This window comes from Eubacteriales bacterium (genome assembly GCA_041390245.1).
Classification (GTDB): Bacteria; Bacillota; Clostridia; order Christensenellales; family JAWKQI01; genus JAWKQI01.
On the sequence record JAWKQI010000001.1, the window covers coordinates 472,497 to 498,822 of the forward strand.

The 26,326-nt window shown below is 36.1% G+C and carries 26 protein-coding genes and 1 tRNA gene; 17 read left to right on the top strand and 10 right to left on the bottom strand.

The genetic code is table 11. The features are described 5' to 3' along the window. Positions 1–173: 173 nt before the first annotated feature. The 3 genes from R2876_02425 to R2876_02435 all read right to left on the bottom strand — a co-directional run bounded on the left by R2876_02425 (position 174) and on the right by R2876_02435 (position 3,660). Positions 174–248, bottom strand: a tRNA-Glu gene (locus tag R2876_02425). Positions 249–499: 251 nt separating this feature from the next. After that, positions 500–1,474, bottom strand: coding sequence for an SH3 domain-containing protein (locus R2876_02430; GenBank protein ID MEZ4357474.1), 975 nt, complete (start codon positions 1,472–1,474; stop codon positions 500–502). A 284-nt stretch (positions 1,475–1,758) separates the two neighbouring features. After that, positions 1,759–3,660 carry a hypothetical protein gene (locus tag R2876_02435; GenBank protein MEZ4357475.1) on the bottom strand — a complete coding sequence of 634 codons (1,902 nt, stop codon included), beginning with the start codon at positions 3,658–3,660 and terminating at the stop codon, positions 1,759–1,761. Positions 3,661–3,822: 162 nt separating this feature from the next. Between R2876_02435 and murA the strand changes: the two genes are divergently transcribed. The 4 genes from murA to R2876_02455 all read left to right on the top strand — a co-directional run bounded on the left by murA (position 3,823) and on the right by R2876_02455 (position 7,990). Beyond that, a complete protein-coding gene (gene murA, locus R2876_02440; protein ID MEZ4357476.1) occupies positions 3,823–5,070 on the top strand; it encodes a UDP-N-acetylglucosamine 1-carboxyvinyltransferase in 1,248 nt (415 codons plus the stop codon). 51 nt (positions 5,071–5,121) lie between these two features. Next, entirely contained in the window at positions 5,122–6,150 is a 1,029-nt protein-coding gene (gene spoIID / locus R2876_02445) for a stage II sporulation protein D (GenBank protein MEZ4357477.1), read from the top strand. Positions 6,151–6,232: 82 nt separating this feature from the next. After that, positions 6,233–6,931: a M23 family metallopeptidase gene (locus R2876_02450; protein ID MEZ4357478.1), complete on the top strand. Its 699-nt coding sequence runs from the start codon at positions 6,233–6,235 to the stop codon at positions 6,929–6,931. A 117-nt stretch (positions 6,932–7,048) separates the two neighbouring features. Beyond that, positions 7,049–7,990, top strand: a complete 942-nt coding sequence (locus tag R2876_02455) for a GtrA family protein (protein MEZ4357479.1) — start codon at positions 7,049–7,051, stop codon at positions 7,988–7,990. Positions 7,991–8,034: 44 nt separating this feature from the next. On the opposite strand, the gene R2876_02460 is transcribed toward R2876_02455, so the two are convergent. The 3 genes from R2876_02460 to R2876_02470 all read right to left on the bottom strand — a co-directional run bounded on the left by R2876_02460 (position 8,035) and on the right by R2876_02470 (position 9,761). Then, positions 8,035–8,418: a desulfoferrodoxin family protein gene (locus tag R2876_02460; protein MEZ4357480.1), complete on the bottom strand. Its 384-nt coding sequence runs from the start codon at positions 8,416–8,418 to the stop codon at positions 8,035–8,037. Between the two features lie 166 nt (positions 8,419–8,584). Next, positions 8,585–9,073 carry a hypothetical protein gene (locus tag R2876_02465; GenBank protein MEZ4357481.1) on the bottom strand — a complete coding sequence of 163 codons (489 nt, stop codon included), beginning with the start codon at positions 9,071–9,073 and terminating at the stop codon, positions 8,585–8,587. A gap of 181 nt (positions 9,074–9,254) precedes the next feature. Next, positions 9,255–9,761, bottom strand: a complete 507-nt coding sequence (locus R2876_02470; GenBank protein MEZ4357482.1) for a hypothetical protein — start codon at positions 9,759–9,761, stop codon at positions 9,255–9,257. 228 nt (positions 9,762–9,989) lie between these two features. Here R2876_02470 and R2876_02475 point away from each other — a divergent pair, with 228 nt between their 5' ends. From R2876_02475 to R2876_02495, 5 genes are all read left to right on the top strand, one after another. Continuing rightward, positions 9,990–10,541, top strand: coding sequence for a biotin transporter BioY (locus R2876_02475; protein MEZ4357483.1), 552 nt, complete (start codon positions 9,990–9,992; stop codon positions 10,539–10,541). 21 nt (positions 10,542–10,562) lie between these two features. Continuing rightward, complete coding sequence (locus R2876_02480) at positions 10,563–11,537, top strand: biotin--[acetyl-CoA-carboxylase] ligase (protein MEZ4357484.1); 975 nt, start codon at positions 10,563–10,565, stop codon at positions 11,535–11,537. 217 nt (positions 11,538–11,754) lie between these two features. Further along, positions 11,755–13,458: an HlyD family efflux transporter periplasmic adaptor subunit gene (locus tag R2876_02485; GenBank protein ID MEZ4357485.1), complete on the top strand. Its 1,704-nt coding sequence runs from the start codon at positions 11,755–11,757 to the stop codon at positions 13,456–13,458. Continuing rightward, positions 13,455–14,114, top strand: a complete 660-nt coding sequence (locus R2876_02490) for an ABC transporter ATP-binding protein (protein ID MEZ4357486.1) — start codon at positions 13,455–13,457, stop codon at positions 14,112–14,114. The genes R2876_02485 and R2876_02490 overlap by 4 nt, the downstream gene beginning before the upstream one ends. Before the next feature lie 17 nt (positions 14,115–14,131). Beyond that, entirely contained in the window at positions 14,132–15,292 is a 1,161-nt protein-coding gene (locus tag R2876_02495; protein MEZ4357487.1) for an ABC transporter permease, read from the top strand. Positions 15,293–15,441: 149 nt separating this feature from the next. Here R2876_02495 and R2876_02500 read toward each other — a convergent pair whose 3' ends face one another. Together R2876_02500 and R2876_02505 are read right to left on the bottom strand one after the other, a co-directional pair. Next, positions 15,442–16,653: a HAMP domain-containing sensor histidine kinase gene (locus R2876_02500; protein MEZ4357488.1), complete on the bottom strand. Its 1,212-nt coding sequence runs from the start codon at positions 16,651–16,653 to the stop codon at positions 15,442–15,444. Continuing rightward, positions 16,650–17,327 (bottom strand): response regulator transcription factor, encoded by a 678-nt coding sequence (locus tag R2876_02505; GenBank protein MEZ4357489.1) that lies wholly within the window; start codon positions 17,325–17,327, stop codon positions 16,650–16,652. The genes R2876_02500 and R2876_02505 overlap by 4 nt, the downstream gene beginning before the upstream one ends. Positions 17,328–17,657: 330 nt before the next feature. On the opposite strand from R2876_02505, the gene R2876_02510 reads away from it, so the two are divergent. Further along, entirely contained in the window at positions 17,658–18,212 is a 555-nt protein-coding gene (locus tag R2876_02510; GenBank protein MEZ4357490.1) for a carboxypeptidase-like regulatory domain-containing protein, read from the top strand. Between the two features lie 141 nt (positions 18,213–18,353). On the opposite strand, the gene R2876_02515 is transcribed toward R2876_02510, so the two are convergent. Together R2876_02515 and R2876_02520 are read right to left on the bottom strand one after the other, a co-directional pair. Further along, complete coding sequence (locus R2876_02515; GenBank protein ID MEZ4357491.1) at positions 18,354–19,595, bottom strand: cation:proton antiporter; 1,242 nt, start codon at positions 19,593–19,595, stop codon at positions 18,354–18,356. Between the two features lie 6 nt (positions 19,596–19,601). Continuing rightward, the gene (locus R2876_02520; protein MEZ4357492.1) at positions 19,602–19,937 is read right to left on the bottom strand and encodes a hypothetical protein; all 336 of its coding nucleotides are present in this window, start codon (positions 19,935–19,937) and stop codon (positions 19,602–19,604) included. Between the two features lie 272 nt (positions 19,938–20,209). Here R2876_02520 and R2876_02525 point away from each other — a divergent pair, with 272 nt between their 5' ends. The 7 genes from R2876_02525 (at position 20,210) to R2876_02555 (ending at position 26,189) form a co-directional block, all read left to right on the top strand. Then, on the top strand, positions 20,210–20,773 hold the full coding sequence (locus tag R2876_02525) for a sigma-70 family RNA polymerase sigma factor (GenBank protein ID MEZ4357493.1): 564 nt from the start codon (positions 20,210–20,212) through the stop codon (positions 20,771–20,773). Beyond that, on the top strand, positions 20,751–21,464 hold the full coding sequence (locus R2876_02530) for a DUF4367 domain-containing protein (GenBank protein ID MEZ4357494.1): 714 nt from the start codon (positions 20,751–20,753) through the stop codon (positions 21,462–21,464). Before R2876_02525 ends, R2876_02530 begins: the two co-directional genes overlap by 23 nt. 120 nt (positions 21,465–21,584) lie before the next feature. Next, a complete protein-coding gene (locus R2876_02535; protein MEZ4357495.1) occupies positions 21,585–22,058 on the top strand; it encodes a hypothetical protein in 474 nt (157 codons plus the stop codon). Between the two features lie 579 nt (positions 22,059–22,637). Next, positions 22,638–23,078, top strand: coding sequence for a hypothetical protein (locus R2876_02540; GenBank protein MEZ4357496.1), 441 nt, complete (start codon positions 22,638–22,640; stop codon positions 23,076–23,078). Positions 23,079–23,082: 4 nt separating this feature from the next. Further along, positions 23,083–23,373 (top strand): hypothetical protein, encoded by a 291-nt coding sequence (locus tag R2876_02545; GenBank protein MEZ4357497.1) that lies wholly within the window; start codon positions 23,083–23,085, stop codon positions 23,371–23,373. A 305-nt stretch (positions 23,374–23,678) separates the two neighbouring features. Beyond that, the gene (locus tag R2876_02550) at positions 23,679–24,134 is read left to right on the top strand and encodes a spore coat protein (protein MEZ4357498.1); all 456 of its coding nucleotides are present in this window, start codon (positions 23,679–23,681) and stop codon (positions 24,132–24,134) included. 369 nt (positions 24,135–24,503) lie between these two features. Beyond that, the gene (locus tag R2876_02555) at positions 24,504–26,189 is read left to right on the top strand and encodes an ammonium transporter (protein MEZ4357499.1); all 1,686 of its coding nucleotides are present in this window, start codon (positions 24,504–24,506) and stop codon (positions 26,187–26,189) included. The last annotated feature ends 137 nt before the right edge of the window (positions 26,190–26,326 follow it).

Below are 26,326 nucleotides of genomic sequence, written 5' to 3' on the forward strand. Positions count from 1 at the left end.
TGTCGTTTTAATGTATGTGATACATAATAATTTTTCCTCTTATAACGGCAAAAAATTCTCTTTGCTTACAAAATCTTTAAAAGAATATGATTTTAAGCAATCAAAAAATACCACCCGTAACAAATTACAAATGGTATCCTTTAAATATCTGGGCAAATACCCAAAACTAAAACTGGTGACCCCTAGGAGACTCGAACTCCTGTTACCGCCGTGAAAGGGCGATGTCTTAACCGCTTGACCAAGGGGCCATTTTTTTTGAGACACTAGATATAATATATGTTAAAACGCCTTCTGTCAATAGTTTTGACAATAACCTAATGATTTATATTCTATCTTTTTTCATAATTATACAAAAAAATCATTACTTAAAAATATTTTTATAATTGCTAGTATTTAAAACCTTATTTTTACTCCATATTTTTGAACGTATATATGTAGAAACCAGGATTTAAAGAAGCTGCCAATCTTGGCAGCTTCTTTAGTTTACGGCTATAATATATCAATTATAATATATTATTTTATAAAATGTAGGATAATCGTTAAAAAGATCCTGTAAATCGGTTCTGTATCTAGAACCGGCATCGTTAATCGTAAACCCAGATGCACTTAAATAACTGCCGCCGGTATAACCGGTTACAACCACAAAGTGCGTTCCGCCAGACGATTTACTTGCAGCAACGATAACTGGTTTGCCAAGCTTTAACTGCGAGTATATATTCTGCAGATAGTTTGAACTCGTAGACCATACATAATTGCTCGGCCAATAAACAGCTCCGCCGGACGTATACGTAAGTTTCGATGCCATCTCGTTTGGGTATATTGTTGTTCCAGTGCGGTACGATTCTGTCATGGCAAGCGATGTAGTCGCACAGCCTATTACCCCTATTGTAGAATTTGCTATAGGGTAGCTGCTCCATCTGCTGTCTAACTGGCTATATTTAGGAACAGATAGGCTGATTGCGGGATAAGTAACAGAGCTAGATGTATATGCCTTTATAAAGCTGCTGCTGACATATCCGATATTTCTGCCATAATAAAGTATTTTGCTCCATCCTCCAGACTGGGATATAACCACTATGCAAGTATTCTTTGGAAGAGAGCCTTGAATGCTATACGATGTTCCCGCTCCGCTTCTAACGTTTAAGTTGCTGTATGATGTATTCACATAAGCAGCGAAACTATCAGTATCTTGTGCTATATAGCTGGCATAACAATATCCATATTTTCCTGCTGCATATTCAACATACCACCATGAACCCGATTTCGATATCAAAGTGACATACGAACCTTTAGGTAACGTAGTTAAAACTGCTGATGAAGTTGAATTGCTGCTGCGTACTGTCAATGAAGTATACTGAGTTGAAACTATGCCCGCTGTAGACGCCGATGTCGCTGCATTTGCACTAGATGCAAATACGGTAAATACAGATACAATCATAAGCACGCAAAGAATTAAAGAAACTAATTTCCTCATTACCTTTCTCCTTTCATTATAATACACAAGGTAATTTTCATTCTAACATACGAAATATTGCTTTTGCTAAGACAAATTATGTAAATAAAAAATAAATTGGTAATACTTAATGGAATTGGAACTTATTTGATAAAATATAAGGCAAAATAACTAAATTTGATTAAAAACGGTTATAAATTATGGTTATTTTTCATGAAAATGGCAAGGTAAATATATATAAAAATGTATAAAAATACAACATACCCTTTAAAAAGCATGCTATAACTTAAAATAGCCTTTTAAATTTACATATTTTCATTATCGTTATTTTTATTTTTAAATAATATCTTAGTTAATATTATAAGCATTACTATAAGCGCCGCCGATACCAGGACAATTCTTATTATAATTAAATTGTCTCCGGAGAATATCGCTTCAAATATGTTCTCTCTCTTCTGTTCCGGTGTCTTGCCAAGGTATTCAGCCACGGTCTCGCTTATACATTTAATATTATTGTCGTCAAGCATATTATTTAAAGAACATTCCTCTAAGACATCTAGATAATCTTCTCCTTCACCGGATGATACTAATTTCAAATAGGTATCAATTGCCCCATCCCTATCGTCTAAAGATTTTTCCCATATATTAAATGCAGCTACAGCAGAAGTTGCGTAACTTATATAATACATAGGGCTTTCAAAGTTATGTGAAACGTCTACCCAGATATATTTTAAATACTCGTTATCCGAAGTATAGTCAATTCCGTATTCCGATGAAATATCTTCATACAGCAAGTTTATTTCGTCAAGAGTCATATCAGGGGCGTTATATACCGCAACCTGGAATTCATCGAACATGCATCCCTCTACAATGGATGAAATCATATCGTATATAAGCCTGTCTCTGACAATATCAGCATTCTCTCCGAACATATCGTCATAATAATAAAGGTAAAGCATTTCAAGGCCCTGCGAATGAACTTCTGATAAATCGTAATTTAATTTTTCGCATAGCACATGAGTCATATTGTAATAAGCACTGTTATAATGCCCGAACTCATGAATGAGCGTTTTGACATCATAATAAGATCCGCTTGGTGAATAAAAGATAAAAGGTTCATTATATGAGTTAAGTTCAACAGTAAAACCTATATCGCTTTTGGTATCGCTGTAATCAAAATCATACAGATTATAATCCTCCATATAATTAAAAGCTTCTTCCATCTCAGAAGAAATATCTCCTATATGGTCTTTTATTAAGCTGAGTAATTGTTCCTTATCATATGAAAATGAATAAAGCTCTTCTATTTTATCATAGTCCCAATCTTCATCTAGTTCTTTATATAAGGGAACTATATATTTTTTTACGCTGTCGTAAAAAGCCTTTATCTGGGTAGTGTCATAATCTCTATAATATATATTTTCATAGGCATAATCCGCATAACTGTCATAACCGTACGTTTTTGCATACTGAGTTTCGCTGTCTACCAATTCTATATATATCTCTCCGGTTTCTTCATTGACTGTTTTGTAATATGAATTTACTATCTTTAAAGCCTGTTCCCTTGTGATGCTGTCGGCTTCCTCATAGTATTTTTGCAGAGTATATTCCTCGCCGTCAACTATAAACGTGTAATCCTTGGTTATTGCTTTGTTATAATCCTGCTGGAGCTGATGTATCTTCTCTAAAAGTTCTTCCTGCTCATCTGTCAACGGCTCATATTGAGTGATTTCTTCAATCATGTCTTCCCCAACTTTCTCTGCTATAACATCGGAATATTCAGAATTAAGAAGTGCCTTTGTCGTTTGTGCAAGGTCATCTACTGTATCTAAATAGATCCCGTAGCTATATTCAAGCTCGGTCGCATAATACTCAGAATTTACATCTTTATAATAATAGATTTGGCAAATATTATATTGCGTCGCTATATCGTCTAACATAGCCAAAAGTTCTTCGTATAAGTTAGTTACTTTTGTAGTTTTTCCGTTTTCAGTGCAAAGAGAATTTATTTCTTCTAAATTATTGTAAAAATCCGTGGTATCATAGTGAACGTATTTCATATCTGAAAAATCAACGTCGGAATGCTCTATATCATTAAAAACGTCCGTTTGTTTCGCTAAAGCTGGAGACAAATTATAAAAAAGTAAATTAAAAACCAGTGCAATTATAAAAACGATATTTAGTATTACTCTATTTTTTTTCGCCAATGCATTTCTCCTTCACTATTAATACTATTTTATATCTTTATGAATATAATACCGTTATTTATACTCACGCTGTGAACTTGTAATTTTAGGTTTGTTGAATTTATGTAAAAAAAAGATACAAACTAATTTTAAATTAAAAATTTATTTTTGAAAAGAGAAATTATGAAAAAGATATTTGTGCGTAAAAGTCCAGCTCTTTGCGGAGATGTTTTTATAAGTGCATCTAAAAATGCAATTTTACCTATTTTAGCAGCAACTCTTTTAACAGATAGGCCTGTTACCATAAAAAATATCCCTCTCTTAGATGACGTTAACGCAATGTTTAACATCCTCTCTGGTATGGGTTCTAAAATCTATATGTCCGGGCGTGATTTTACTATAGATAACTCGAAAATAAATATATATGAACCATACTATAAAAGCACTGGGGCGCTTAGAGCCTCTATTTTAATCTTGGGGCCGGCCATATCGAGGTTTGGTAGCGTCCGTATAAAGATGCCCGGGGGCTGCCCGATAGGGAAACGCCCTATAGATATGCATTTAAATGGGCTTTCATGTCTTGGTATGCGTTACGTTTTTAAAGAAAGCTTTTTAGACGCCCGTGCAGCCAGGCTTTGCGGTGCCGATATATCTCTACCTTACGCCAGCGTAGGAGCAACGGAAAACATCCTTTGTGCCTCGGTTCTCGCAAAAGGAAAGACAACCATAAAAAACGCGGCAAGGGAACCTGAAATAGTAGATCTCTCCAATTTTTTAATTGCTTTAGGTGCAGATATTTCAGGTGCAGGTACTTCTACTATTACTATAAACGGAGTTAAGTCTCTTGAATCTGCTATTTATACGCCGATACCAGATAGGATAGAAGCAGGAACTTTCGTAGCCGCCTCCATGATAACTAATGGGCACATCACTGTAAAAAATGTACATTCGGGCGACATGAAAGCTACTCTTGACACATTTTATAAAATGGGTGCCAACCTAGTAGAAAATCCTGATAATTCCCTTACCATAAGTATGCGGGAAGATTTGCGGCCGGTAGATGTCCGCTGTATGCCGTATCCTGAGTTTCCAACGGATATGCAGCCAATATTTATGTCCCTCGCGTGCGCTGCAAACGGTGTAAGCACTATATGCGAAACTGTCTTTGAAAACCGCTTCATGCATGCCTTCGAACTTTGCAAAATGAAGGCAGATATAAGTATTAACGGACGCATCGCAACGATAAAAGGCGGAAAGCTTTTTGGGCAAAAAGTGGCTGCAACAGATTTACGTGCAGCATCTGCTCTTACTATTGCTGGTCTTTATGCCTCTGGCGTCACCGAAATTAGCAATGCCCAATTTCTGACCAGGGGATATGAAAATTTTGACGTAAAACTAAGGTCTTTAGGTGCACGTATAAGATGCGTTTAATAAAATCATAATTTAAAAAGGCGCCGCATAGCATGAACAGAGGGTGATATTTTGCGGCGTTATAAAAGTAAAAACAAAAACTGCATACATAAAAAAATAGCTTTGAATAAAAACTTAAAGATAATATTGGTTGCCGTTTTTATCTTGCTTTTTATTTGCATCTTTTGCAATCTAAATTCAACCAGTACTGGCACAAAAGATGGGACAGGCATTTCAATAGATCTTGACGAAAAAGACGTTATGGTTTCACTTTATGACGCGAGCATTGATAAAATAGTGTCTTTACCACTAGAAGAGTATGTTATCGGAGTTGTGGCCGCAGAAATGCCGGCATCTTATGAAGAGGAGGCTTTAAAAGCGCAAGCAGTTGCTGCAAGGACGTTTTACTATTACAAAGTAAAATTAGGAGGATGCAGTGAAACAGGTGCAGATGTCTGTTCCAGAAGTAACCACTGCCAGGCATATGCCAACAACGAAAAACTTCATGAAAAATGGGGAGATAAATATGACGAATATTATAATAAGATAAAAGGATGTGTTTACTCAACTGCCGGCGAAATAATAACGTATAACGGAGAACCTATCGAAGTCTTGTATCATGCCTCCTCAGGCGGAATGACTGAAGACTCCCAAAACGTGTTTTATGCAGCGCGTCCGTATCTTAAAAGCGTAGTCAGCGAAAATGAGCAAAGCGTATCGTCTAACTTCTATGGAAGTGTAACCGTATCTACTGAAAAATTTAAATCCATAATTGAAAAAAACGGCGGTAAAATATCTGATGTTAATAAAATTATGGACTCAATCGAAGACATAATGCGTTTTAATAGCGGAAGAGTAAATACTATAAAAATAGGCGGAAAAGAATTTACAGGTAAACAAGTTAGAAGCATGTTTAGCTTAAATTCCACTAATTTTACTATAAGTGTAAATGGAGATGATGTTACCTTTAAAACCATAGGTTATGGCCACGGCGTTGGCATGAGCCAATCAGGTGCAGACGTTATGGCAAAATCTGGAAGTACTTATAAAGAAATATTAACACATTATTATACGGGTGTTTCAATTGTAAATACAAAATAATTCCTTTATAATTTTAAAAATTAAAATACGCACTCCGGTTATTTTACTAAAAAACGGGAAGAATAATTTTGGAGGTGTATTTATGAATATTTACGATAATAATGAGAAAGTACCCAAACATAATAAAGGAAAAGTAAAAGATTTTTTTAGAAAGCAAGGTTTTTACGTAGCATTATTTGTTTGTATTGCCCTGATAGGATTAACTGCGCTTTTAGCGATAAATTGGGAAAATCAAGAGAAAGATGCGTCGCCGACTGATCAAAGTGTGCAAAACATAGAATCAGAAGATTTGGCTAACGCGACTTCACCGTCGCCTTCTCCTTCGCCAAGCAGCTCGGCTACTGACAACAGCGAATCTACTTCTACTACTCCGTCATTTACCTTAACGATTCCTGTTAATGGAGAGATAATAAACCAAATGTCCACTGAAAAACTCGTATTTAACGAGACTTTAAACCAATGGTCTACGCATAATGGAATAGATATTAAAGGTGATGAAGGTGCCGAGGTCTTAGCGGCAATGAACGGAACCGTAGAGTCTGTTTCCCAAGATGATCTATACGGATATGTTATTAAAATCAAACACGATTCCGATATTGAAACCGTTTATATTGGAGCAAAACCTATGGATGGGATAGAAGAAGGAAGTAAAGTCAACGCTGGCCAGCAAATAGGTACACTTACAAACCCAATATTTGAAAAGCACTTGAATACTCACCTACATTTTGAAGTCTTATTAAACGGAGAATATTTAAACCCTGAAGAATATTTTAGCGAGTAGATTTTCTCCATATACTATATACCTGTAAGAGCTGTCAATAATTATTGACAGCTCTTACATATTTGTATAATCTGTTTAAGTAGGATATTTCTTATACGAATTAAAAAGGATCATTATATGCAAACAAAAGTTTTAGACTTTAATTACGTTATATATTCAAATAATGTGGCCTTTGATTTTTATGTCTTTTGCCTATTCTCATCAAAAAAGGTAGCACTTAATCTGTTTTCGCAAGCTATATATGCCTTTTTATATATTTTAGGTGTATATGATAAAGCAGCTTATATGCAAAAATTCTGGAGCTTTTTAAAATATGTAAAAGACCCAGAAAAAACTTTAAAAGATTTTTATATTAAAAATGAAGATAAACTAAATTTAGATCTTATAGATGAAAGTACAATAATTGCCTCGTCTATGCCGGAATTCTTAATTAAGGCTGCTGTCAATAAAAACACGGATATTATTTCAACTAAAGTAGATATAAAAAGCGGAATATTTATATCTCCTTATATGATAGGAGAAGAAAAAGTATCCAGCATAGAAAAACTGCATAGTGATTATGTTGCGTACTTAGGCTCTATTGATGACAGGAATTTTATAAAGGCCTGCAGTGCAGCTTATATATATAAGGACAATAAAGATATTCCCGTTTCTATGTTTAAACCGCCTGCCATAGAAAAATTCTTTAAAAGAGATTTTTTGTCTTTTGTCTTAATAGGTATAATTAACTCTGTTAACGGTATATTTACCGCATATCTTTATTCGCTTTTCTTGCAGGAAAATATTGCGTTTATAGTAGGATATATAACCGCCCTTTTTATTGGCTATACACTCAACAGCTTTATTACATTCAAAGAAAAGATGTCCTTTAATAAATACATCAGATTTTGTATTTCCTATATTCCAAACTTCATAATACAAAACTTATTTGTATTGTTGTTTTTCAATGTCTTTCATTGGGCTAAACTTTTGGTATTTGTGCTTGCTGCGTTCTTTTCCTTGCCCATAACTTTTATAATTCTAAAAGTATTTACATTTAAAGATGAAAAGATATATTAAGAGCCGGAGAAAAATCACCGGCTCTTAATATTTTTATAAGACTTTTAAACTTGCGTTTTCCAAAGACCATGGATATTACAATAAGCATACGCAGCCAATAGTTCATCATCTTTAAGTGAAAAGACCGCCTGCGGCTTGTCGCCTGGTTTCAAACTCTTCCTTTGCCCCCCACTCTTTGTTTCTATATAGATCCATTGAATGTAATGTTCGGGTATCATAGGATGATCTACGCTACCTATATTCACTATAGCTTCGTTTCCAGAGATTGTAATTACCGGAAGATGTTTTTCATTAGATGCTTCAACCGTATTTGGAATTAACTCCTCCATTGGCTCTCCGCAGCAAATAATAGGTACACCCGAATTAAAAATCATGCCGATTAAATTACCACAATGCTTACAGCGAAAAAACTTTTGTTCACTAGCCATTTTGAGACACTCCTTTCAAATCATGTTTAACAATATTATATTTAAATTATTATAGCATATAGTACCTTAATAATCTATGAGTAGATTAAATTTTAATAAAAATAAGGCCTGCGCAAAGGCCTTATAGTTTATTTTTTAAAGGTCATATTCATCTTTTTTATCAGTTCTATTCTGTATCCGTAGCAGTCTCTTCAAGGTATGTCTTTAATTCTTCTGCAGTCTTGCCCTCATAAGCTGCAAGGGCTGTATCGCTGTAATCTGCTGATACCGTGTTCCCTGTAATCTTTAAGTTATCATAAGTCTGAAAAGAGTCGTTAGTCATTTGTAAGATATCATACATAGTCTGTGCTGTAGTAGCGTCTGAACACGTTACAACTATATCCGCAGAAACTATTTCGTCATTTTGAAAATGGTAAGTGAAGACCTGTTTTATATCCCCTGTATATCTCGTTTCAACTACATTCCCATTCAATACTTCGACGCTGCTCTGCGTAGTTATACTATCATCAGAAGTTTGAGCCGTCTCACTATCAGACGGTTCTTCTGACTGTGTTGTCTGCGGGCTTTGTGATGCCTCAGAAGTAGAACTGCTGCCACATGCTGCAAATGACATTACCATTATAATTATTAGTGTAAGTAAAAAGACTTTTTTCATAAATAACCTCCGTATACTTTAATAACGAATATAGTATATCAGAATTATTTAATAAAACTTTTAATAAAGTTTTAAATCTTATTGTTTCTTTTTTGTACACTTTTTTAACAATTTTTAACAACCAATGTCTTTATGTTTTACTTTAAAAAATATAGATATTTTTTAGTAAGATTTCTCATTATTAATTGAGATAATCTCTTAGTTCCTCCGGGGTCATACCCGAATATGCGGCTATCGCTATAGTACTGTAGTCAACTGTTACCGTAGTACCTTCCATTCTTACATCTTCATAGAGATTTGATTCTTCGTTTGTCTGTAAGAATAAATCATACATTGCCTGTGCTTCGACTGTACTGGTACATACAGAGACTATATCTGCCCCTACTATCGAATCATATTGATAGTAAAACGTAAATATCTGTTTTATATCCCCAGTATAAATCGTCTTAACTACGTTTCCATTAACTACTTCGTACTGGCCGGTTGTAGTAGTGCTTTGTGAGGTCTGCGGATATGTATTTTGAACAGGTTCTTCAGTGGCAGCCTGCGTAGTCTGTGCAGATTCATATTCGTATTGATATGTCTGCTGCGCGGCTTGCTGCCCCTGATCCAAAAAAGAAAACATTGAACATGCTGAAAAAGACAATACCGTTACTACTATTAGCACTAATAAAAAAACTTTTTTCATAAATACCCTCCAAATTTTTTTGTCTTTGTAAATAATTTACATCTAAAGTATAGCAGATTTATTTTATAAATAGTATTATTTTTTTAAATTTTATATATTTTACAAAAAAATACTACTATTTCTATAAATTGTAAAGTTATATGATAATTTAGATTGACATATAGCATGTATTTATAATATACTATCGTCAACCAGTTTTAAATTAAAAGTTTACAATAAGAGGGCTAAATGAAAAAAACACATAACAATAGACTATACATGTTGATATCATGTGCTTTATTTGCTGCTTTAACAGCAGTATTAGCTCAAATTCAGGTACCTCTTTATATGGTGCCTATTAACCTTGCCCTTATTACAGTATACTTATCCGGAACACTGTTAGGTGCTAAATATGGAAGTTTAAGCATGTTTTTATACGTGATCATCGGTGCACTTGGTATACCGGTATTTGCAGGATTTGCCGGTGGGCTGGGTGTTTTATTCGGCAAGACAGGCGGTTATATTATAGGTTATATTATAGCTGCATTTCTAATAGGGCTTTTAAGTAATTTTTGGGGGTTTACTTTTTTAAGGCTTTTGTATGCAATGATTATCGGCACACTATCTTGTTATTTAGTTGGAACTTTATGGTTCATGTTCGTTACAAAGATTGATCTATGGGCAAGCCTTACATATTGCGTATTTCCATTTGTATTGGGAGACCTTGTTAAAATGATACTAGCTGCATCTTTAACATTAAGGCTAAGAAAACCCCTCATAAATAAAGGCCTGCTCCCATAAATAAGTATAGGAGGATTTTTTATGTCTACAAAAGAAAATATCCTTGAACTCTTAGAAAAAAATCGTGGAAAGAGTATTTCCGGCGAGGGGATAGCGGCAAAACTTTCCATTACACGTACAGCTGTTTGGAAGGCCATAAATTCCTTGAAACAAGACGGCCATGAAATCGATGCCGTGCCAAACAAAGGATACCGGCTTTTAAATAAAAGCGATGTTCTAAGCGCTTATGGTATATTAAACCACTTGAATTCTAAAATTGATGTTTCAAATATACACGTTTTTAATGAGGTCCCATCTACCAATACAATAGCAAAGGAGCTGGCTCAATCCGGCGCCAAAAGCGGAACAATTGTAATCACTGAACGCCAGACCGCTGGGCGTGGGCGAATGGGCCGGAGCTTTATAAGCCCTTCTGGGGGGATATATCTGAGTATGATACTAAGGCCGCGGATAACAGTAGATAAAAGTATTTTTTATACTGTTGCTGCATGTGTAGGCGTTTGCCGTGCCATTGAAAAAATATCTGATAAAAAACCTTTCATTAAATGGGTAAACGATATCTACATAGGCGGAAAAAAAGTCTGCGGGATTTTGACCGAAGCGGCAACGGATTTGGAAAGCGGCAGTATAGAATATATCATTTTAGGCATAGGCCTTAATTTTGCCACTAAAAAAAGCCTTATACCCTATGAAATGGCTGATATAATGACAAGTGTTTATTTAGATGATACCCCGCCCATTACACGTAACCAGATGGCTGCAAATATAATAGATTCGGTAAACGAAGCTATCTTAATTAACAAATCAAATGAAATCATAGCTGAATATAGAAAAAAAAGCTTTATAACTGGTAAAAAAATTGTAGTCTTAAAGGGCGGTGATAAACGTATTGCTACCGCTCTTAATATAACAGACGATGCCCGCCTTCGTGTACAATATGAAGATGGGACTTTAGAAGAACTATTTAGCGGAGAAGTAAGTATCATTGCAAAATAAACTTCTACTTTATATAAATATATAACTTAAAATCAAACTGGTTATTTACCAAATTTATTTTTTAATAACCCACTAAAAAATTTTTTAATTTTTCAGTTAAATTTAAGCTACTTTCAATATAGTTTAAGGTATATTGGACTGCCAATATATTTCAAGCGGAAATTCACGTAAAATTTCGCTTAAATATTATAAATTATAAAAGAAAGGGCTTTTATCCATGAATGAAAAGAATGAAAAAAAAGTTTCATTTGAAGGCAAAAAACTAAAAGAAAAGTTAAAAAAGAAAAGAAAAATTATCATCATCTCTGGCATTGCAGTCGTGGCCGTAATTGCTGCAGTTTTTGGGGTTATCGCCATCAAAAACGCCAATGCAGAAAAATCGGCCAGTATACTTACCTATGATGTCAGCGAGGTTACCACGGGCAGCGTTTCAACCAGCATAAGTGGTAGCGGTAATTTAACGCCTGTCAACACGCAGACAATAACCTCAACTTATACCGGTAGTGTAGTCTCTGTCAAGAAAAGCGTAGGAGACAGCGTTGAGGCAGATGAGATTATCGCAGTTATTGAAAGCGATGAGCTGGAATCTAAAATCGATGAGGTTCAAAGCAATTTAAACACTCTTTACACAAAAATTTCAAACACTTCTTCAAAAGCTTCCAGCAAATACATAAAATCAACTATTGCCGGAACAGTTAAGTTAATCAAGGCTAGCGAAGATAGCTCTGTTGAAGATGTAATGGGAACTTACGGTTATCTTTGCTTAATATCTACAGACGGAAAAATGAAATTGACAATATTAGCTACAGACTCCATTAAAAAATACGATACTGTTACGGTTGAAGTGGGTGGCGAACAAGAAGAGGGAACTGTAACTAATATTTCAGGCAGTGTCGCAGCCATTGAAATCGATAATAATACTTATACGGTAGGTAGCCCGGCTACAGTATATAGCGAAGATGGCACTTCACTTGGAGAAGGGAACCTTTCATTAGTCAATTACGTTAAAATTACAGCAAGCGACGGTACAATAAGTTCCGTACTTTGCTCTGAAAACGAAACTGTAAGCAAAAACAGTAACCTATTCCTATTAGAAGATTACCCAATGTCTTCAACATACGCTTCATTATTAGAACAAAAAGAGTCTCTTGAAGCCGAACTTGATTCGTTAAAACAGCAAATGTATGTATCAGTAGATTTTGACGGTGTTATTACAGAGCTCCCGCTTACAGTAGGAGAAGATATTACAGCAGAACAGCTCCTTGCGACAGTTGAATCTAATGATGGGTACGAAATGACCATAACAGTTGATGAACTTGATATTTCATCTATAGAAGTTGGACAAACTGCTACCATTACGCTAGATTCAATAGACGGTACATTTGATGGTACAGTAAGCTACATATCATATGAGGGTACTGCTAATAACAGTGTAACCACATACTCTGTTACAATAACAGTGCCGGATATAGAAGGCGCTCTGCCTGGTATGAGTGCGTCATGTGAAATAACGACGGACAGCAGCGGAGATTCACTTTTAGTGCCGGTAGACGCAGTCTATACTTCACGTGACGAAAGCTATATTTACCTTGCCCCCTCAGGCCTTGTTTCTGGAGATGAGCTTGAAAGCAACGATGTAGACCTGGATTCTTTGACAAAGGTAACAGTTGAAACAGGCATGTCAGATGGCATTTATATAGTAGTAACAGGAGAAGGCTTAAGCGAAGGAGACTTAATCCTCGTTCCTGTTCTCACTACAACTGAAGACGGTTCCTCTACCGAAGAAGAAACTCGTATGGGCAACTTTGGAGGTATGAGCGGCGATATGAGTGATTTTGGCGGTTCTGGTGGTTTTAGCGGCTCAGATTCTATGCCTCAGCAAAACGGGCAGATGCCAAACGGAAATGGTGGCGAGTCATGATACGGCTAGATAATATTTGCAAATACTATGAAATGGGTGATGAAGTCGTACACGCTATAGACCATGTATCCCTGCATATAAAGCCGCAGGAATTCGTCGCTATCGTAGGGCCGTCCGGGAGCGGCAAATCTACGCTTATGAATATAGTAGGTTGCCTGGATGTACCAGACATCGGTAATTACTATATAGAAGGGCAGGATGTGTCTGAATGCACAGACAACGAATTAAGCGACATACGCGGGGAAAAAATAGGGTTCGTATTTCAGCAGTTTAATTTGCTGCAAAAGATGACAGCTTATGAAAATGTGGAACTCCCACTCATATATCAAAAAATAAGCAATGGGCAACGGCATGAAAGAGTTACAGATGCGCTTAAAAAAGTTGGCCTTGAAAACAGGATTAATCATCGCCCGACGCAGCTGTCCGGCGGGCAGCAGCAACGTGTTGCGATAGCCCGGGCATTGGTTACAAGGCCTTCCATAATACTTGCCGATGAACCCACAGGTAACCTGGATTCAAAATCAGGTGACGAAGTAATGAGCTTGATAGAAGATTTATCTGCCGCAGGCAATACGATACTTCTTATTACCCACAGTGACGCCCTTGCCAAAAAGGCACAATGGCAAATTAATGTTAGAGACGGCAAAATTGTTTAAAAGGAGGTGCAAACCTTATGCTATCAAGAACTTTAAAGATCGCAATGCGTGCCATTGTATCAAATAAAATACGCTCATTTTTAACTATGTTGGGTATTATAATCGGCGTAATGGCCGTTGTCATACTGGTCTCCATAGGCCAAGGAGCACAACAAAACATAACCGCCTCAATTTCAAGTATGGGATCTACACTTTTAACGGCGAGTATAACCGATGAAGATGTAAATCTAACGACAGAGGATTTAGACGAACTTAGTAACTACAGTACGATTGATGCAGTTGCTCCGGTAGTCAGCACCACTTTAACAGTTAAAAGCGGCTCAACGACAACCAGTTCAAGCATCGTCGGCATTACTCCTTCATACTACGATGTATACGGTGTAGATGTACAAAGCGGGCGGAAAATAGTAAAATCCGACCTTGATTGGAGAACACCTATATGTGTCATTGGGACAGACGTGGCAACAGAAATATTCGAAACGTGGGATGTAGTCGGTGAAAAATTGACTGTTGGAAGCAATGTATATACAATAGTTGGCCTTCTAGAGGAAAGCGGCAGCTCTACCTTTGGCTCTAACGATAATGTAGTGCTAATCCCTTTAACCTCTGCCGAACGGCTGACAGGCGAAACTTCAATAACACAGTTTTATGTAACTGCAGATTCTTCGAGCGATGTGACAAGATGCCAAAATATAGTGGAGTCTTACTTGCTTAACTTTACACGAGATGAAGATGCATACAGCGTTTACAATGAATCTGAAGTACTGGAAACCATGAGTGATGTAACAGACACGCTCTCCTTAATGCTTGGCGGAATTGCGGCTATCTCGCTTCTCGTCGGCGGCATTGGCATCATGAATATCATGCTTGTATCCGTCATTGAACGGACACAGGAAATAGGGATTAGAAAAGCCGTAGGTGCAAAACGCAGAAATATAATGTGGCAGTTCTTGATAGAAGCTTGCGTACTGTCTGTTTTAGGAGGATTGATAGGAATTGTACTTTCGCTGCTTGGAATTCAGATATATAACATAATAGCCCAAACTTCTATAACAATGTCCTATGGGATAGCCTTTGCAGCCCTTGCCTTCTGTGCAATAATCGGAATATTGTTTGGATGTTACCCTGCTGCAAAAGCATCACGGTTAATGCCAATAGATGCGCTGAGGCACACATAATAATTAAATAATAACTAGCTTTTAAAACCCGCTAATAATAGCGGGTTTTAATATGCAAAAGTATCTATTTTAATAACTGCAAACTGGTTATTTAAGCTTTAATAAAAAAACAGGAACGTTTCCTGTTCCTGTTTACTTTATAAGCGGTTTTAATGTATAAGCGGTAATATTACGGATATCTTAGTTCCGTTTTCCCCGCTTTCCGCAGTGATTTTTCCGTTATGCAATGTTACGATGTTTTGTGCTATGGAAAGCCCTAATCCAAACCCTCCGTTTTCTTTCCTTGCCTCGTCGGCCCTATAAAACCTGTCAAACAGATGTAAAAGTGCATCTTTGCTTATCGGTTCTCCTTCATTATGTACTGTCAACAGTATCTTTTTATCGGATAGCGTTTTTAGCACCACGCTTACTGCAGTGTTTTGGGGCGCAAACTTTAAAGCATTGTCTAATAATATTACAACTAATTGCTTTAACGTATTTTCATCGCCGCGAACAAATATATTCTCTGCCAATTCGTATTTAAGATGTTTGTTTTGCTCATAAACTACCGGCTCAAATATAAGCATATATTGAAGCACTAGTTCACTTAAATCTACTTTATAGAACTCTCTTTTAGTTTCAATATTATCAGTTTTAGCCAGATATAAGAGATCTTCTATCAGTTTTTTCATCCTAAGAGCCTCTATTTTGGCATAATCTATCCATTTTTCCTGGCTCTTGACAGTATCTCCCTTATGCGTCAAAAGCAGCCTCATATTAGCCAGTATTACAGTTAAAGGTGTGTTTAGCTCATGAGAAGCATCTGCCACAAAGCGCTTTTGCTGCGCCCATGCCTTTTCGACTGGTTTTAAAGCCCACATTGCCAGGTATACGCTGATAGCAAAGAATACCGATAAACAAGCGATCCCAATTAAAACAGAATTTAAAACTAAATTAGACAGCGTCTTATTTTCCATAGACATGTCTACACATGCTATTTCCCAGCCGGTAAGTGTTGATTGTTTTAAATATCTTAGGCTATATTCTTCAATAACGCCTACATCCGATGAGTTATTTATGCTTTGCGAAATTACATCGTTTATTACATCGATATCATCTATAAGGTAATAGCCGCCTGTGTCTGTTATATTACCTTCAGAATCAATAGATATCGTGAAATAAGGCAGCTTTACGTTCCCGTTTCCGTTCTGCCATTTTTGTTTATCATTAGTCTCTGTTGTTATACGGTAAAGTGTGTTTATACTTTCTCTTTGAAGATTCTGTTTGGTGGAAATAAACATTACAACAAATACGGTCACCAGTACGACCGTTACGAACACCATATTTATTAAAACAAATTTCCATTTTAATTTTTTAATCATTGTTCTTCTACCACCAGGTGATATCCAATTTTACGAACGGCCAATATACTTACCTTGGATTTTAAATAAAACAGCTTTTTCCTTAAAAATGAAATATAGGCCTCCACGTTGTTATCCTCTGCATCTGATTCTGTTCCCCATATTTTAAGCAATATGGATTCCTTAGATACAATTATATTGGCATTTAAAAGCAGCATACGCATAACTTCAAATTCCTTAAATCCAAGCCGAACAGACCTTGTGTTGCAGGAAAGATTGTACGTAGACAGATTAAGTTTAATATCTCCAAAACTAAGCTCATCCATAATAACTTCTCCCTGCCGGCGTGAAATCGCACGGATACAGGCTAAAAGTTCTTCCGTCTCAAACGGCTTGGTTAGGTAATAATCTGCTCCACAGTCTAACCCTGTTACCTTATCTGTAGTTTCTCTCTTGGCTGTTAACATTAAAACAGGTGTGAAGTTGCTCTCTTTTCTCAATTTCTTTACTACTTGAAAACCATCCATATATGGCAGCATAACATCTAACACTATTACATCGTAAATCATGCTCATGGCAGAATCGAACCCAGAGACCCCGTCATACACTACATCTACGATATACTTGTTTTCAATCAGTATCTGTGCTAAAGACTGAGCAAGCCGTTTTTCATCTTCAACAATAAGAATTCTTATGTCAAACACTCCATTCTCAAATGTATTAAACAGGAGAACATTTAAATTAAATACATTATAACATAATGCAATTGATTTCCCCATTAGGTTGTATAAAAATATACAAAACTACATAAAAATTACATTTATAGTTATAGTTTAAAAACCTTAAAATACTCTGAAATGTTTATTTCAGTTAATTTTAATGAAGTAGTGATAAAGTTTTGTCAACAGGGTAGTCAATACCCAAATTTTAAAAAAAGAGGTGATGCCGATTTACAAAATCATATATTTGTTTTAGCATTATAGTAAAGGGCCAACTTCGGCTATGATGAAAGGAGAATTAAATTATTGAAAAAGATATTTACAATTATGCTTTCGCTGGTAGTGATAGCCAGCATGTTCAGTATCGCAGGCTGCTCTTCAAGTGATGATTCAGATACAGATACTGAAACTTCAACTACAACAGATGAATCCACTTCGTCTGACGAAGAATCAAGCGATTCTTCCACAGATGAGGAAACTACAAGCTGGTATGCTTATTTATACGATGCAGACGGAGACGTTATCCCATCTGCTACAGTTGAAATTATAGATGGCTCTGATGTTGACTTAACAGCAACGACAGATGATGAAGGATACTTTAGTTTATCCGGCGTACCGGTAGAATCAAGCTTTCAGATGCTTGTCTATGATGAAGACGGAGACCAGGTAGCATCTTCTACCGTTAAAGTCGAAGTCGGAGATGAACAGAGTGCAGATGAAAACACATATGGTTATCTTTACATGTATATGTTAGAAGACACCCAAACCTTATATATTACTTTTGATATAACAGACGACTCCTATATCGGATGCTCAAACATTTCAGATACAGGATTTGAAGATTCAACAACTGAAGAGTAATTTTTTTGCATACACCCCCTTCATATTTTTTTCTTTGTTATGCTTGAGTTATTCGCACAAATGGTGATTTCAAACATAATGTAAAAAAAGAAACCTCCAAGACACAGCTTAAGCGCTGTCTTGGAGGTTTCTTTAATATTGTTAAGCGTTTTTATAAGATTTAAAATGTAATAACACATCTTTTAAACCTTTACGATGTTTTTTCTCCTTATCAGGAAGAACGATTTCTCCGGATTTAACTAGTGCAGATTTAGCAACAGAGGGGCCTATAATCGAGTATACAAATGTTGAACATAAAATAACCACATTTATAACTTTGGCATATTCCGGAACAAGTTCACTTGCTACTAAAATTAGCCCGATCGCCACACCGGCCTGAGGCATAAGTGTTGGGCCTAAATGTTTGCATATATTAGGATCAGACTTAGTTATTTTTCCGCCGAACCAGGCACCCACCATCTTACCAGCTACACGCAGGACGATATATAAGACTCCGAGTAATCCAATACCTGCAAGCGCCTTTACATCGAACCCGGCACCGGACATTAAAAAGAACATTACGTAAATCGGAGGCGTAAAGGAATCCGTTACCTCTATAATACTTTCTATGTCTGCAAATATATTAGTAAGTACACCACCAAGAGCCATACATGTAAGAAGTGGAGAAGCGTTGATTAAATCTGCCAGCCATATCGCCAAGAGTACAACTCCCGTAGTTATGCAGGCCCGGTTACGCGCTTTTTTAAACCACCTTAAGAGTAGCTTCATAAAAAGAGCCAATGCAACGCCTAGTACTAAAGACACACCTATTTCATACAGAGGCTGTAAAACAGAAAGTATTGTAATAACAGCATGAGAGGATATAACTTTAACAATGGTTACTGCAAAGCCAAATCCGATTAGTGCAACTGCATCATCCAATGCGACCACACTTAAAAGCATAGATGTAACCGGCCCTTTTGCATGGTATTGTTTAATTACCATTATTGTCTGAGCCGGAGCGGTTGCTGCTGCTATTGCGCCTAATAATATCGACAATGCAGGATCGAACCCCAGTAAAAGCAATGTTACTATAATAAAAATAATGGCACCAAAAGATTCGGTAATGGCAATTATTATAGGCGCCATTCCCACTTCTTTAAAATAGTTTAGCTTAAATCCAATGCCAATTGTAAAAGCTATAAAACCTAGTGCCATATCCGAAACAACGGTAAAATCATTGACCATACTTTCGGATATAATATTTAGAACACAAGGGCCTAAAACAAGGCCCGCAATCAAATAACCTGTTACATTGGGCAATCTCATAAACTTAGCAAGCCGCCCGAATAGCAAACCTCCTAAAACTGAAATTGCCACGATGAATATAATATTTGTCGCCAATTTCCATTAAAACCCCTTTGCAAAATCTATTGGAACGGTAAACATAATCCCCGTATCGCTTTTTTGGATATCACCAACGACTTTTTCAATAGCGTGCAGTGCATCTTGAACTTGGTCGTCTTTAAGTACGGTAAAAATAGTATTGTTCTTTTCCCTCTCTGGATACAAAATCATCCTTATTGACCCTAAAAAAGGAAGGTCCTCATCACTATAGTTGTTTAATACTCTAGCCATTCCCATACTGGAAATTACGGTAGAACCGCTGATACCAACCCGCATGAATTCTGCCAGTAACTCCTCGAGTTTTTCTGTTTTGTTCAAAACAAATACGAATAACTTCATACTAAATCACCTCTATATGGTTAGTTCTAGACCCAAATAGATATTTTAGCACTATTTATTTTAAAATTCAATGTTATAAACTATAATTTTATTAATTTGGGATAATTTTCAACGTTTTTTTATACTTTAACCTTTTTATAAAACTCCAAGCGATTATTAACTAGATATCGCTTTAATTTATTAATATTAAAATATTTGACCATGTTAAAATATAATAGTATATTTAATATATAGTAGTGTGTTAATCCATGCTTATATTTTAAGAGGCAATTATGAAGATTCAATCCGAAAAGACTGCTGAAAATAAATGTGATATACTCGAGCAACTGTATACACGGTACAGTAAACTTATGTACCATGTCGCTTACAGTATTTTGAAAGATCACTTTTTGGCAGAAGATGCAGTTCAGACTGCATTCCTAAAATTGGAAAAAAGTAATTTTAAGATTGACTCTATTTCTTGTAACAAAACTAAGGCTTTCGTGATTATTATTACTAGGAATGCATCTATCCGGATGTATAACGTAAAGAAAAGAGAGAACGTGTGTTACGGCGAGGATACATTAGATGATATGCCCGATAGCCAGTCCTTGCCATTGGAGTTATTGATTAGTCACGAAAATTTGATGAACGTTACAAAAGCTTTGGGTTCTTTAGACGCAAAATATTCTGACGTTATTCAAATGAGATACTATATGGATTTTTCAATTGCTGAGATTGCGAAGTTGTTTGATGTTACAGAACAGGTTATCAGGGTAAGGCTACATAGGGCCAAGAAATTGTTAATGGCAAAATTAAGCGAGGAAAAACCCCATGGACAAAAAAGAGCTAAATGAAAAAATACTTGATGAGATATTAAAATATGCAGCAGCGCAAAACGCTGAAGACATGTCAGCCAAACTGCCTTCTAATGAGGAACTGGACAAAGAGGTTACTTTTAGCCCGGAGTTTACTGACCGTATGTCTAAATACTTTGCGCATTTAAAACGCAAACAGAAAAATAAGAGGTTAAGAAAGACTATGTTTAAAGTGGCGGCCTCTGCAGCTGCTGTTTTAATTATATTTACAACTGTCGTTTTTAGCGTGGATGCAGTCCGTGTATCTATTTTGAATATTTTCAGTGTGCAAAATGATGACTCTACTACTATACACATAGGACAAAATGCAAACTACGATGATTTTGCCGATGAAATTCACGGATTATATCTGCCTAGTTATATATCACCCTCCTACTCCGTTCAAAGTGTTAATAGCATTCATGAATCCTATTATAATGTTTTATTTGCAAATGATAGTAATAATTCAATAGAACTACAGTCTCTACTAGAGTATAGTTCTGCCGGCGTTGATAATGAGGGTGCTGAAGTGGAACAAATTACTGTAAATGGATCAGAGGCACAGTTTTTCTCAAAAAGCGATATAAACATGTTAATATTTCAATATAATCAAAAAGCATTTTCATTAAAAGCAACCATTTCAAAAGAGGAATTAATAAAAATGGCTGAGAGCATGGAATACAGGCAATAACCATATCACTATTATATTAATAATAAATAAAAAATATTTTTTTAAAATTTTTGTAAAATCTTGTAACAAAATAGTATTTTTATGTGTTTATATTAATAGATAAACAAAAGAGGTGAAAAAATGTTTAAAAAATCCTTATCCTTATTATTAACAATACTGGTCTTGATGTGTTTTTGCTCCTCAGCATATGCAGACACAACTGCTTCAAATGACACAGCTAAAGCCGCAAGCAACGTTTCAGGCGATACTTTAATTGGCGGCGGCGGTTTGATCCAACCTATGTGGGTATATACGTTCACTACTTTTAATTGGATGGATATAAATGGGTCAGGTCAGGCAGCAATGGTATCTAATATGACCGCATACAATGGTATAGACCAGGTAAAAATGAACAATTATCTTCAGAAGTATGACAACGGTGCATGGAAAACTGTAAAAAACTGGTCAGCAACTTATCCAGGCACTTATGGTTATTGGTCTAAAACATATTACGTAGTTAGCGGATACAACTACAGGTTAAAAACTTATTTCTACGCATATGAAGGCGATGACTACGAGGTTACTACCTTAACATCAGGAACGGTTTATTATTGATATTAGAAAGTCCATATAAAATATAAACCTCCAGGATAATTTGTTATTAATCGGGCTTGTTCACATACATTAGCATCTATGTCGGACTATCTTGAACAAGCCTGATTAAATATTTTAAACAGCTATCTACTAAAAATTTTTTTCATATGAATGTTTCAAATTTTTGAAACTACTTATCTTAACCTCATAATAATTTCCTACTAACCAGGCTTGCCCTTTAAGTATCGACATATTTTATAAAGCATCTGTGGGCAAGCCTGGTTATGTAATTTTAAAGGTTTTTAATAGCAATCAATGTTAACTAGCATATATTGACAAACATGATACCCGGATATATACTTTATATATAGCCGCTGAATGAATCAGCGAAAACTGGCTGAAGTTAGCATGCCTTAAATAAATTACAGATCACTGATTTTTATCATTGTAATCAGGAAGATTACCATATTCATTGAATTTGAATATGGTTTTTATTTGCAAAAATATTTGGCTTCATAATATAAATTTGTTTAAAACCCGGTTAACGGGTTCAAAATAAAGCACTGTCTGTGCAAATTAACTTATAGGAGGGTCTGAATTATGGCATGTTTTTTAGCACCTGTTGCAGAGGCTATTGTTGTCTCTGTAATAAAAAAGAACATGGAGAAAAAAGAAAAAGCAGCTATGTCTGCAAATTTAGCTTCAGGGGTTAGCGCTAATATTACTGATACTGACTATGATAGTAAAAAAAGCAGCATTCCCTTTAGCAGGAAACTTGGATGGCTAACCAAACTTTTATGGGGCGGCAGCTTTCTTCTGGCCATAGAACATATATGGCACGGTGAGGTCGTACCATGGCCACCTTTCTTAACAGCTATGAATAACCCGGCGGATATCGGGCCAATGCTTACAGAAATAGCTACAGTAGGGGTTTCCATGGCTGTTCTTTTAACTTTAGTTTGGCTAGTAATGATACTGGTATCGAACCGGCTTGAACGAAAAGCTAAAAAACCGGTTGTTGCAAAAGCAACGGAGGGTTAAAGTTATGTGTTTAATAATAACTGCGTTTGCAGCGGTCATCACCACTATTATTTGGTACTTTAAAGCACATGATAAGGAATTAAAACTAGGCGTACTCTCCCTAATGTACTGGGGCGCATCTCTGATGTGGCTAGTTGATTCTATTTTCTGTGTAATAGAAGGCGAACCATTCTTTGATTTAAGCGTAGACGATGCCCTTTTAGGCGTTGTAATAGTATTATCTGGCCTCATAGCCTGGCTCTTGATACTTTTATTTAACGATCCTAAAAAAGTGCTAGCATCATTTAAAAGATAATAAAGCTGCTTCATAAAACATGAAGTTATCGTCGTGCAGGTTAAATAGCCATTGCATATCAACTAAAGTCTTTGATTCTGCAATGGTTATAAAAAATTAGGTTAACCAAAAATAAAAGCTATGAAATACTGTATAATTATGCATTGTTTCATAGCTTTTTTTATATTGTGACATATCTTAAATAACCTTGTTACTTGCAAACTTTATACAAAAGAATAAATTTAAATAAACTCTTAGGGATTTAATTTAAAACTTGGAATAATAAACCGCTTTTTGCTAAAGCTATTATTTGGAGGTGAATAATAATGATACAATTAAGCCAAAAAGAAAAAATGTTATTACAGGATCAAAAAAGCCAGGAAGAAATTTGTGTTATAAAATATCAGAAATACTCGCAGCAAGCACAAGATTCTCAATTAAAACAGTTATTCAATACACTTTCCACAGAGGAGCAGCAGCATCTTAATACGGTTAATCAAATGCTTCAAGGGCAGGAACCTAATATGGGCCAGACACAGCAGCAGGAAAATGTACCGCAAGTAAACGCCCAGGGTTTGGCAGGTAATGCAGACGATAAAATGTTATGTAGTGATTTATTATCTACAGAAAAATATGTATCGGGAACATATGACGTCGCTATATTTGAAGCGGTAAATCCAAGCGTTAGGCAGGCGTTGCAGCATATACAGCAAGATGAACAGCGGCATGGAGAAATGATCTTTAATTACATGCACACACATGGTATGTATAATGTTCAGTAGCTAGCTAAAAAATTTTTAAGCTTTGCTTAAAATAAAAAAGCGAATCCGTTTTATGGACGCTTTTTTATTTTTATGAAAATGATAAAGTAAATTTTTTTCTTCTATCTTACAATTTTAATTTATATGAAATTATCAGCTCTGAGTATTATTTTAATAGGCCGAAAACTTTTTTTGAATTTTTTTTAAATATAGTATTGACTAATTAATTTTATTTATGTATAATATCAGTAAATTAGCAAGGGCGCTTTTTATGATGTTATATTATAAAAGGTGCTTTTTTTGTATCTATCGTTTACACAATGGCGTGTTTCCGGTCATCTGGATGCACGCTATTTTATTAATATTTTATAATATAAAGGAGGTATTTATATGTTTTCATCTTCTGACACAATTTGGGTACTTATAGCAGCAGCACTTGTATTTTTCATGCAGGCAGGCTTTGCTATGGTAGAAACGGGGTTCACACGGGCAAAAAATGCCGGTAACATTATTATGAAAAATCTTATGGACTTTTCGATTGGCTCACTGGCCTTCTGGATCCTAGGCTTCGGCATCATGTTCGGGGCTGACAAACTAGGGCTTTTCGGCTCGTTCGACTTCTTTGTAATGGGTGACTATTCCAGTAGTATTCCAACACCTGTATTCCTGATTTTCCAGACGGTTTTCTGTGCAACAGCAGCCACAATCGTCTCTGGAGCAATGGCAGAACGTACGAAATTCTCTTCATACGTTATATACAGCTTTGTAATTAGTTTAATTGTATACCCGATATCAGGTCACTGGATCTGGGGTGGTGGCTGGCTATCACAACTCGGGTTCCACGACTTTGCTGGTTCCACAGCAGTTCACATGGTTGGTGGTGTAGCAGCATTAGTTGGCGCAGCTCTCCTTGGTCCTCGTATTGGAAAGTATGGCAAGAATGGAAAGCCCAAGGCTATACCTGGCCACAGCTTAACTCTAGGCGCACTTGGTGTATTCATACTTTGGTTCGGCTGGTTTGGATTTAACCCTGGTTCTTCATTATCCATGACTGGCGACGATATCCTTTATTCAGTAGGTAATATCTTTGTAACCACTAACTTGGCAGCAGCCGCTAGTGCAACAATGGTAATGATCATCACTTGGATAAGGTACAAAAAGCCAGATGTATCACTCACACTCAACGGTGCTTTAGCAGGCTTAGTTGCCATTACTGCTGGATGCGATGCTGTTAGCCCAGTAGGTGCAGTATTTATTGGTTTAATTGCAGGATTCATCGTAGTCTTTGGTATCGAGTTTGTTGATAAGGTTCTTAAAATCGACGACCCGGTTGGCGCATTTGGTGTTCACGGTTTAGCCGGTGCAGGTGGAACTCTTATGGTAGGTCTGTTTGCAGTAGACGGTGGTTTATTCTACGGCGGTGGATTTGACATGCTCGGCGTACAGGCTTTAGGTGTAGTTTCCGTAGCCGCTTGGGTAACGGTAGCAATGCTGATCGTCTTTGGAATTATAAAGAAAACTGTTGGTTTACGTGTTTCCAAAGAAGAAGAACTTGCTGGTCTTGATATTTCTGAACATGGCTTAGTAAGCAGCTATGCAGACTTCATGCCTGCTGTTGTTTCTGGAACAACTTTCTCTGGTGCTATTGCTAGTGAAGGTTCTGCTCCTATTACAGAGGCTATCCCAGTTGTCCATAAAGAATCTACTTCAACAATATCTGACACAAAGATGACTAAGTTAGAAATAATCATCAATCCGAATAAGTTTGAAGCCCTAAAAGAAGCTATGAACAAAATCGGAATAACAGGTATGACGGCCACAAATGTAATGGGCTATGGTATGCAGAAAGGTGGCAAAGAATTCTATAGAGGCGTTGAAGTTGAAGTCAACCTCTTGCCTAAGGTATGCGTAGAAATCATAGTCAGCAAAATACCTGTCAGAACCGTTATAGATGCAGCAAAACAGGCTCTTTACACAGGTAATATCGGTGATGGCAAGATCTTCGTATACGATGTTGAAAACGTCATTAAAGTTAGAACTGGTGAAGAAGGATACGACGCTTTGCAAGACGAATAAAAAATTGTAAAGCCCTATATTCCAATCTAACAAACACTAATAAAAAAAACTATAATCTATTTAATAGGACGCCGTATTTAATACGGTGTCCTATTTATATTCAAATTTAATTAGCTTATTAAGCGTACTTTATAATA

What these genes read in the sequence shown, in the direction of transcription:
- R2876_02550 (MEZ4357498.1), top strand. Translation starts at nt 23,679, where the DNA reads ATGATACAATTAAGCCAAAAAGAAAAAATGTTATTACAGGATCAAAAA.
- R2876_02430 (MEZ4357474.1), bottom strand. Translation starts at nt 1,474, where the DNA reads ATGAGGAAATTAGTTTCTTTAATTCTTTGCGTGCTTATGATTGTATCT.
- R2876_02485 (MEZ4357485.1), top strand. Translation starts at nt 11,755, where the DNA reads ATGAATGAAAAGAATGAAAAAAAAGTTTCATTTGAAGGCAAAAAACTA.
- R2876_02555 (MEZ4357499.1), top strand. Translation starts at nt 24,504, where the DNA reads ATGTTTTCATCTTCTGACACAATTTGGGTACTTATAGCAGCAGCACTT.
- R2876_02500 (MEZ4357488.1), bottom strand. Translation starts at nt 16,653, where the DNA reads ATGATTAAAAAATTAAAATGGAAATTTGTTTTAATAAATATGGTGTTC.
- R2876_02540 (MEZ4357496.1), top strand. Translation starts at nt 22,638, where the DNA reads ATGGCATGTTTTTTAGCACCTGTTGCAGAGGCTATTGTTGTCTCTGTA.
- R2876_02460 (MEZ4357480.1), bottom strand. Translation starts at nt 8,418, where the DNA reads ATGGCTAGTGAACAAAAGTTTTTTCGCTGTAAGCATTGTGGTAATTTA.
- R2876_02520 (MEZ4357492.1), bottom strand. Translation starts at nt 19,937, where the DNA reads ATGAAGTTATTCGTATTTGTTTTGAACAAAACAGAAAAACTCGAGGAG.
- R2876_02455 (MEZ4357479.1), top strand. Translation starts at nt 7,049, where the DNA reads ATGCAAACAAAAGTTTTAGACTTTAATTACGTTATATATTCAAATAAT.
- R2876_02530 (MEZ4357494.1), top strand. Translation starts at nt 20,751, where the DNA reads ATGGACAAAAAAGAGCTAAATGAAAAAATACTTGATGAGATATTAAAA.
- R2876_02480 (MEZ4357484.1), top strand. Translation starts at nt 10,563, where the DNA reads ATGTCTACAAAAGAAAATATCCTTGAACTCTTAGAAAAAAATCGTGGA.
- R2876_02525 (MEZ4357493.1), top strand. Translation starts at nt 20,210, where the DNA reads ATGAAGATTCAATCCGAAAAGACTGCTGAAAATAAATGTGATATACTC.
- R2876_02535 (MEZ4357495.1), top strand. Translation starts at nt 21,585, where the DNA reads ATGTTTAAAAAATCCTTATCCTTATTATTAACAATACTGGTCTTGATG.
- R2876_02450 (MEZ4357478.1), top strand. Translation starts at nt 6,233, where the DNA reads ATGAATATTTACGATAATAATGAGAAAGTACCCAAACATAATAAAGGA.
- R2876_02545 (MEZ4357497.1), top strand. Translation starts at nt 23,083, where the DNA reads ATGTGTTTAATAATAACTGCGTTTGCAGCGGTCATCACCACTATTATT.
- R2876_02465 (MEZ4357481.1), bottom strand. Translation starts at nt 9,073, where the DNA reads ATGAAAAAAGTCTTTTTACTTACACTAATAATTATAATGGTAATGTCA.
- R2876_02470 (MEZ4357482.1), bottom strand. Translation starts at nt 9,761, where the DNA reads ATGAAAAAAGTTTTTTTATTAGTGCTAATAGTAGTAACGGTATTGTCT.
- murA (MEZ4357476.1), top strand. Translation starts at nt 3,823, where the DNA reads ATGAAAAAGATATTTGTGCGTAAAAGTCCAGCTCTTTGCGGAGATGTT.
- R2876_02475 (MEZ4357483.1), top strand. Translation starts at nt 9,990, where the DNA reads ATGAAAAAAACACATAACAATAGACTATACATGTTGATATCATGTGCT.
- R2876_02495 (MEZ4357487.1), top strand. Translation starts at nt 14,132, where the DNA reads ATGCTATCAAGAACTTTAAAGATCGCAATGCGTGCCATTGTATCAAAT.
- R2876_02490 (MEZ4357486.1), top strand. Translation starts at nt 13,455, where the DNA reads ATGATACGGCTAGATAATATTTGCAAATACTATGAAATGGGTGATGAA.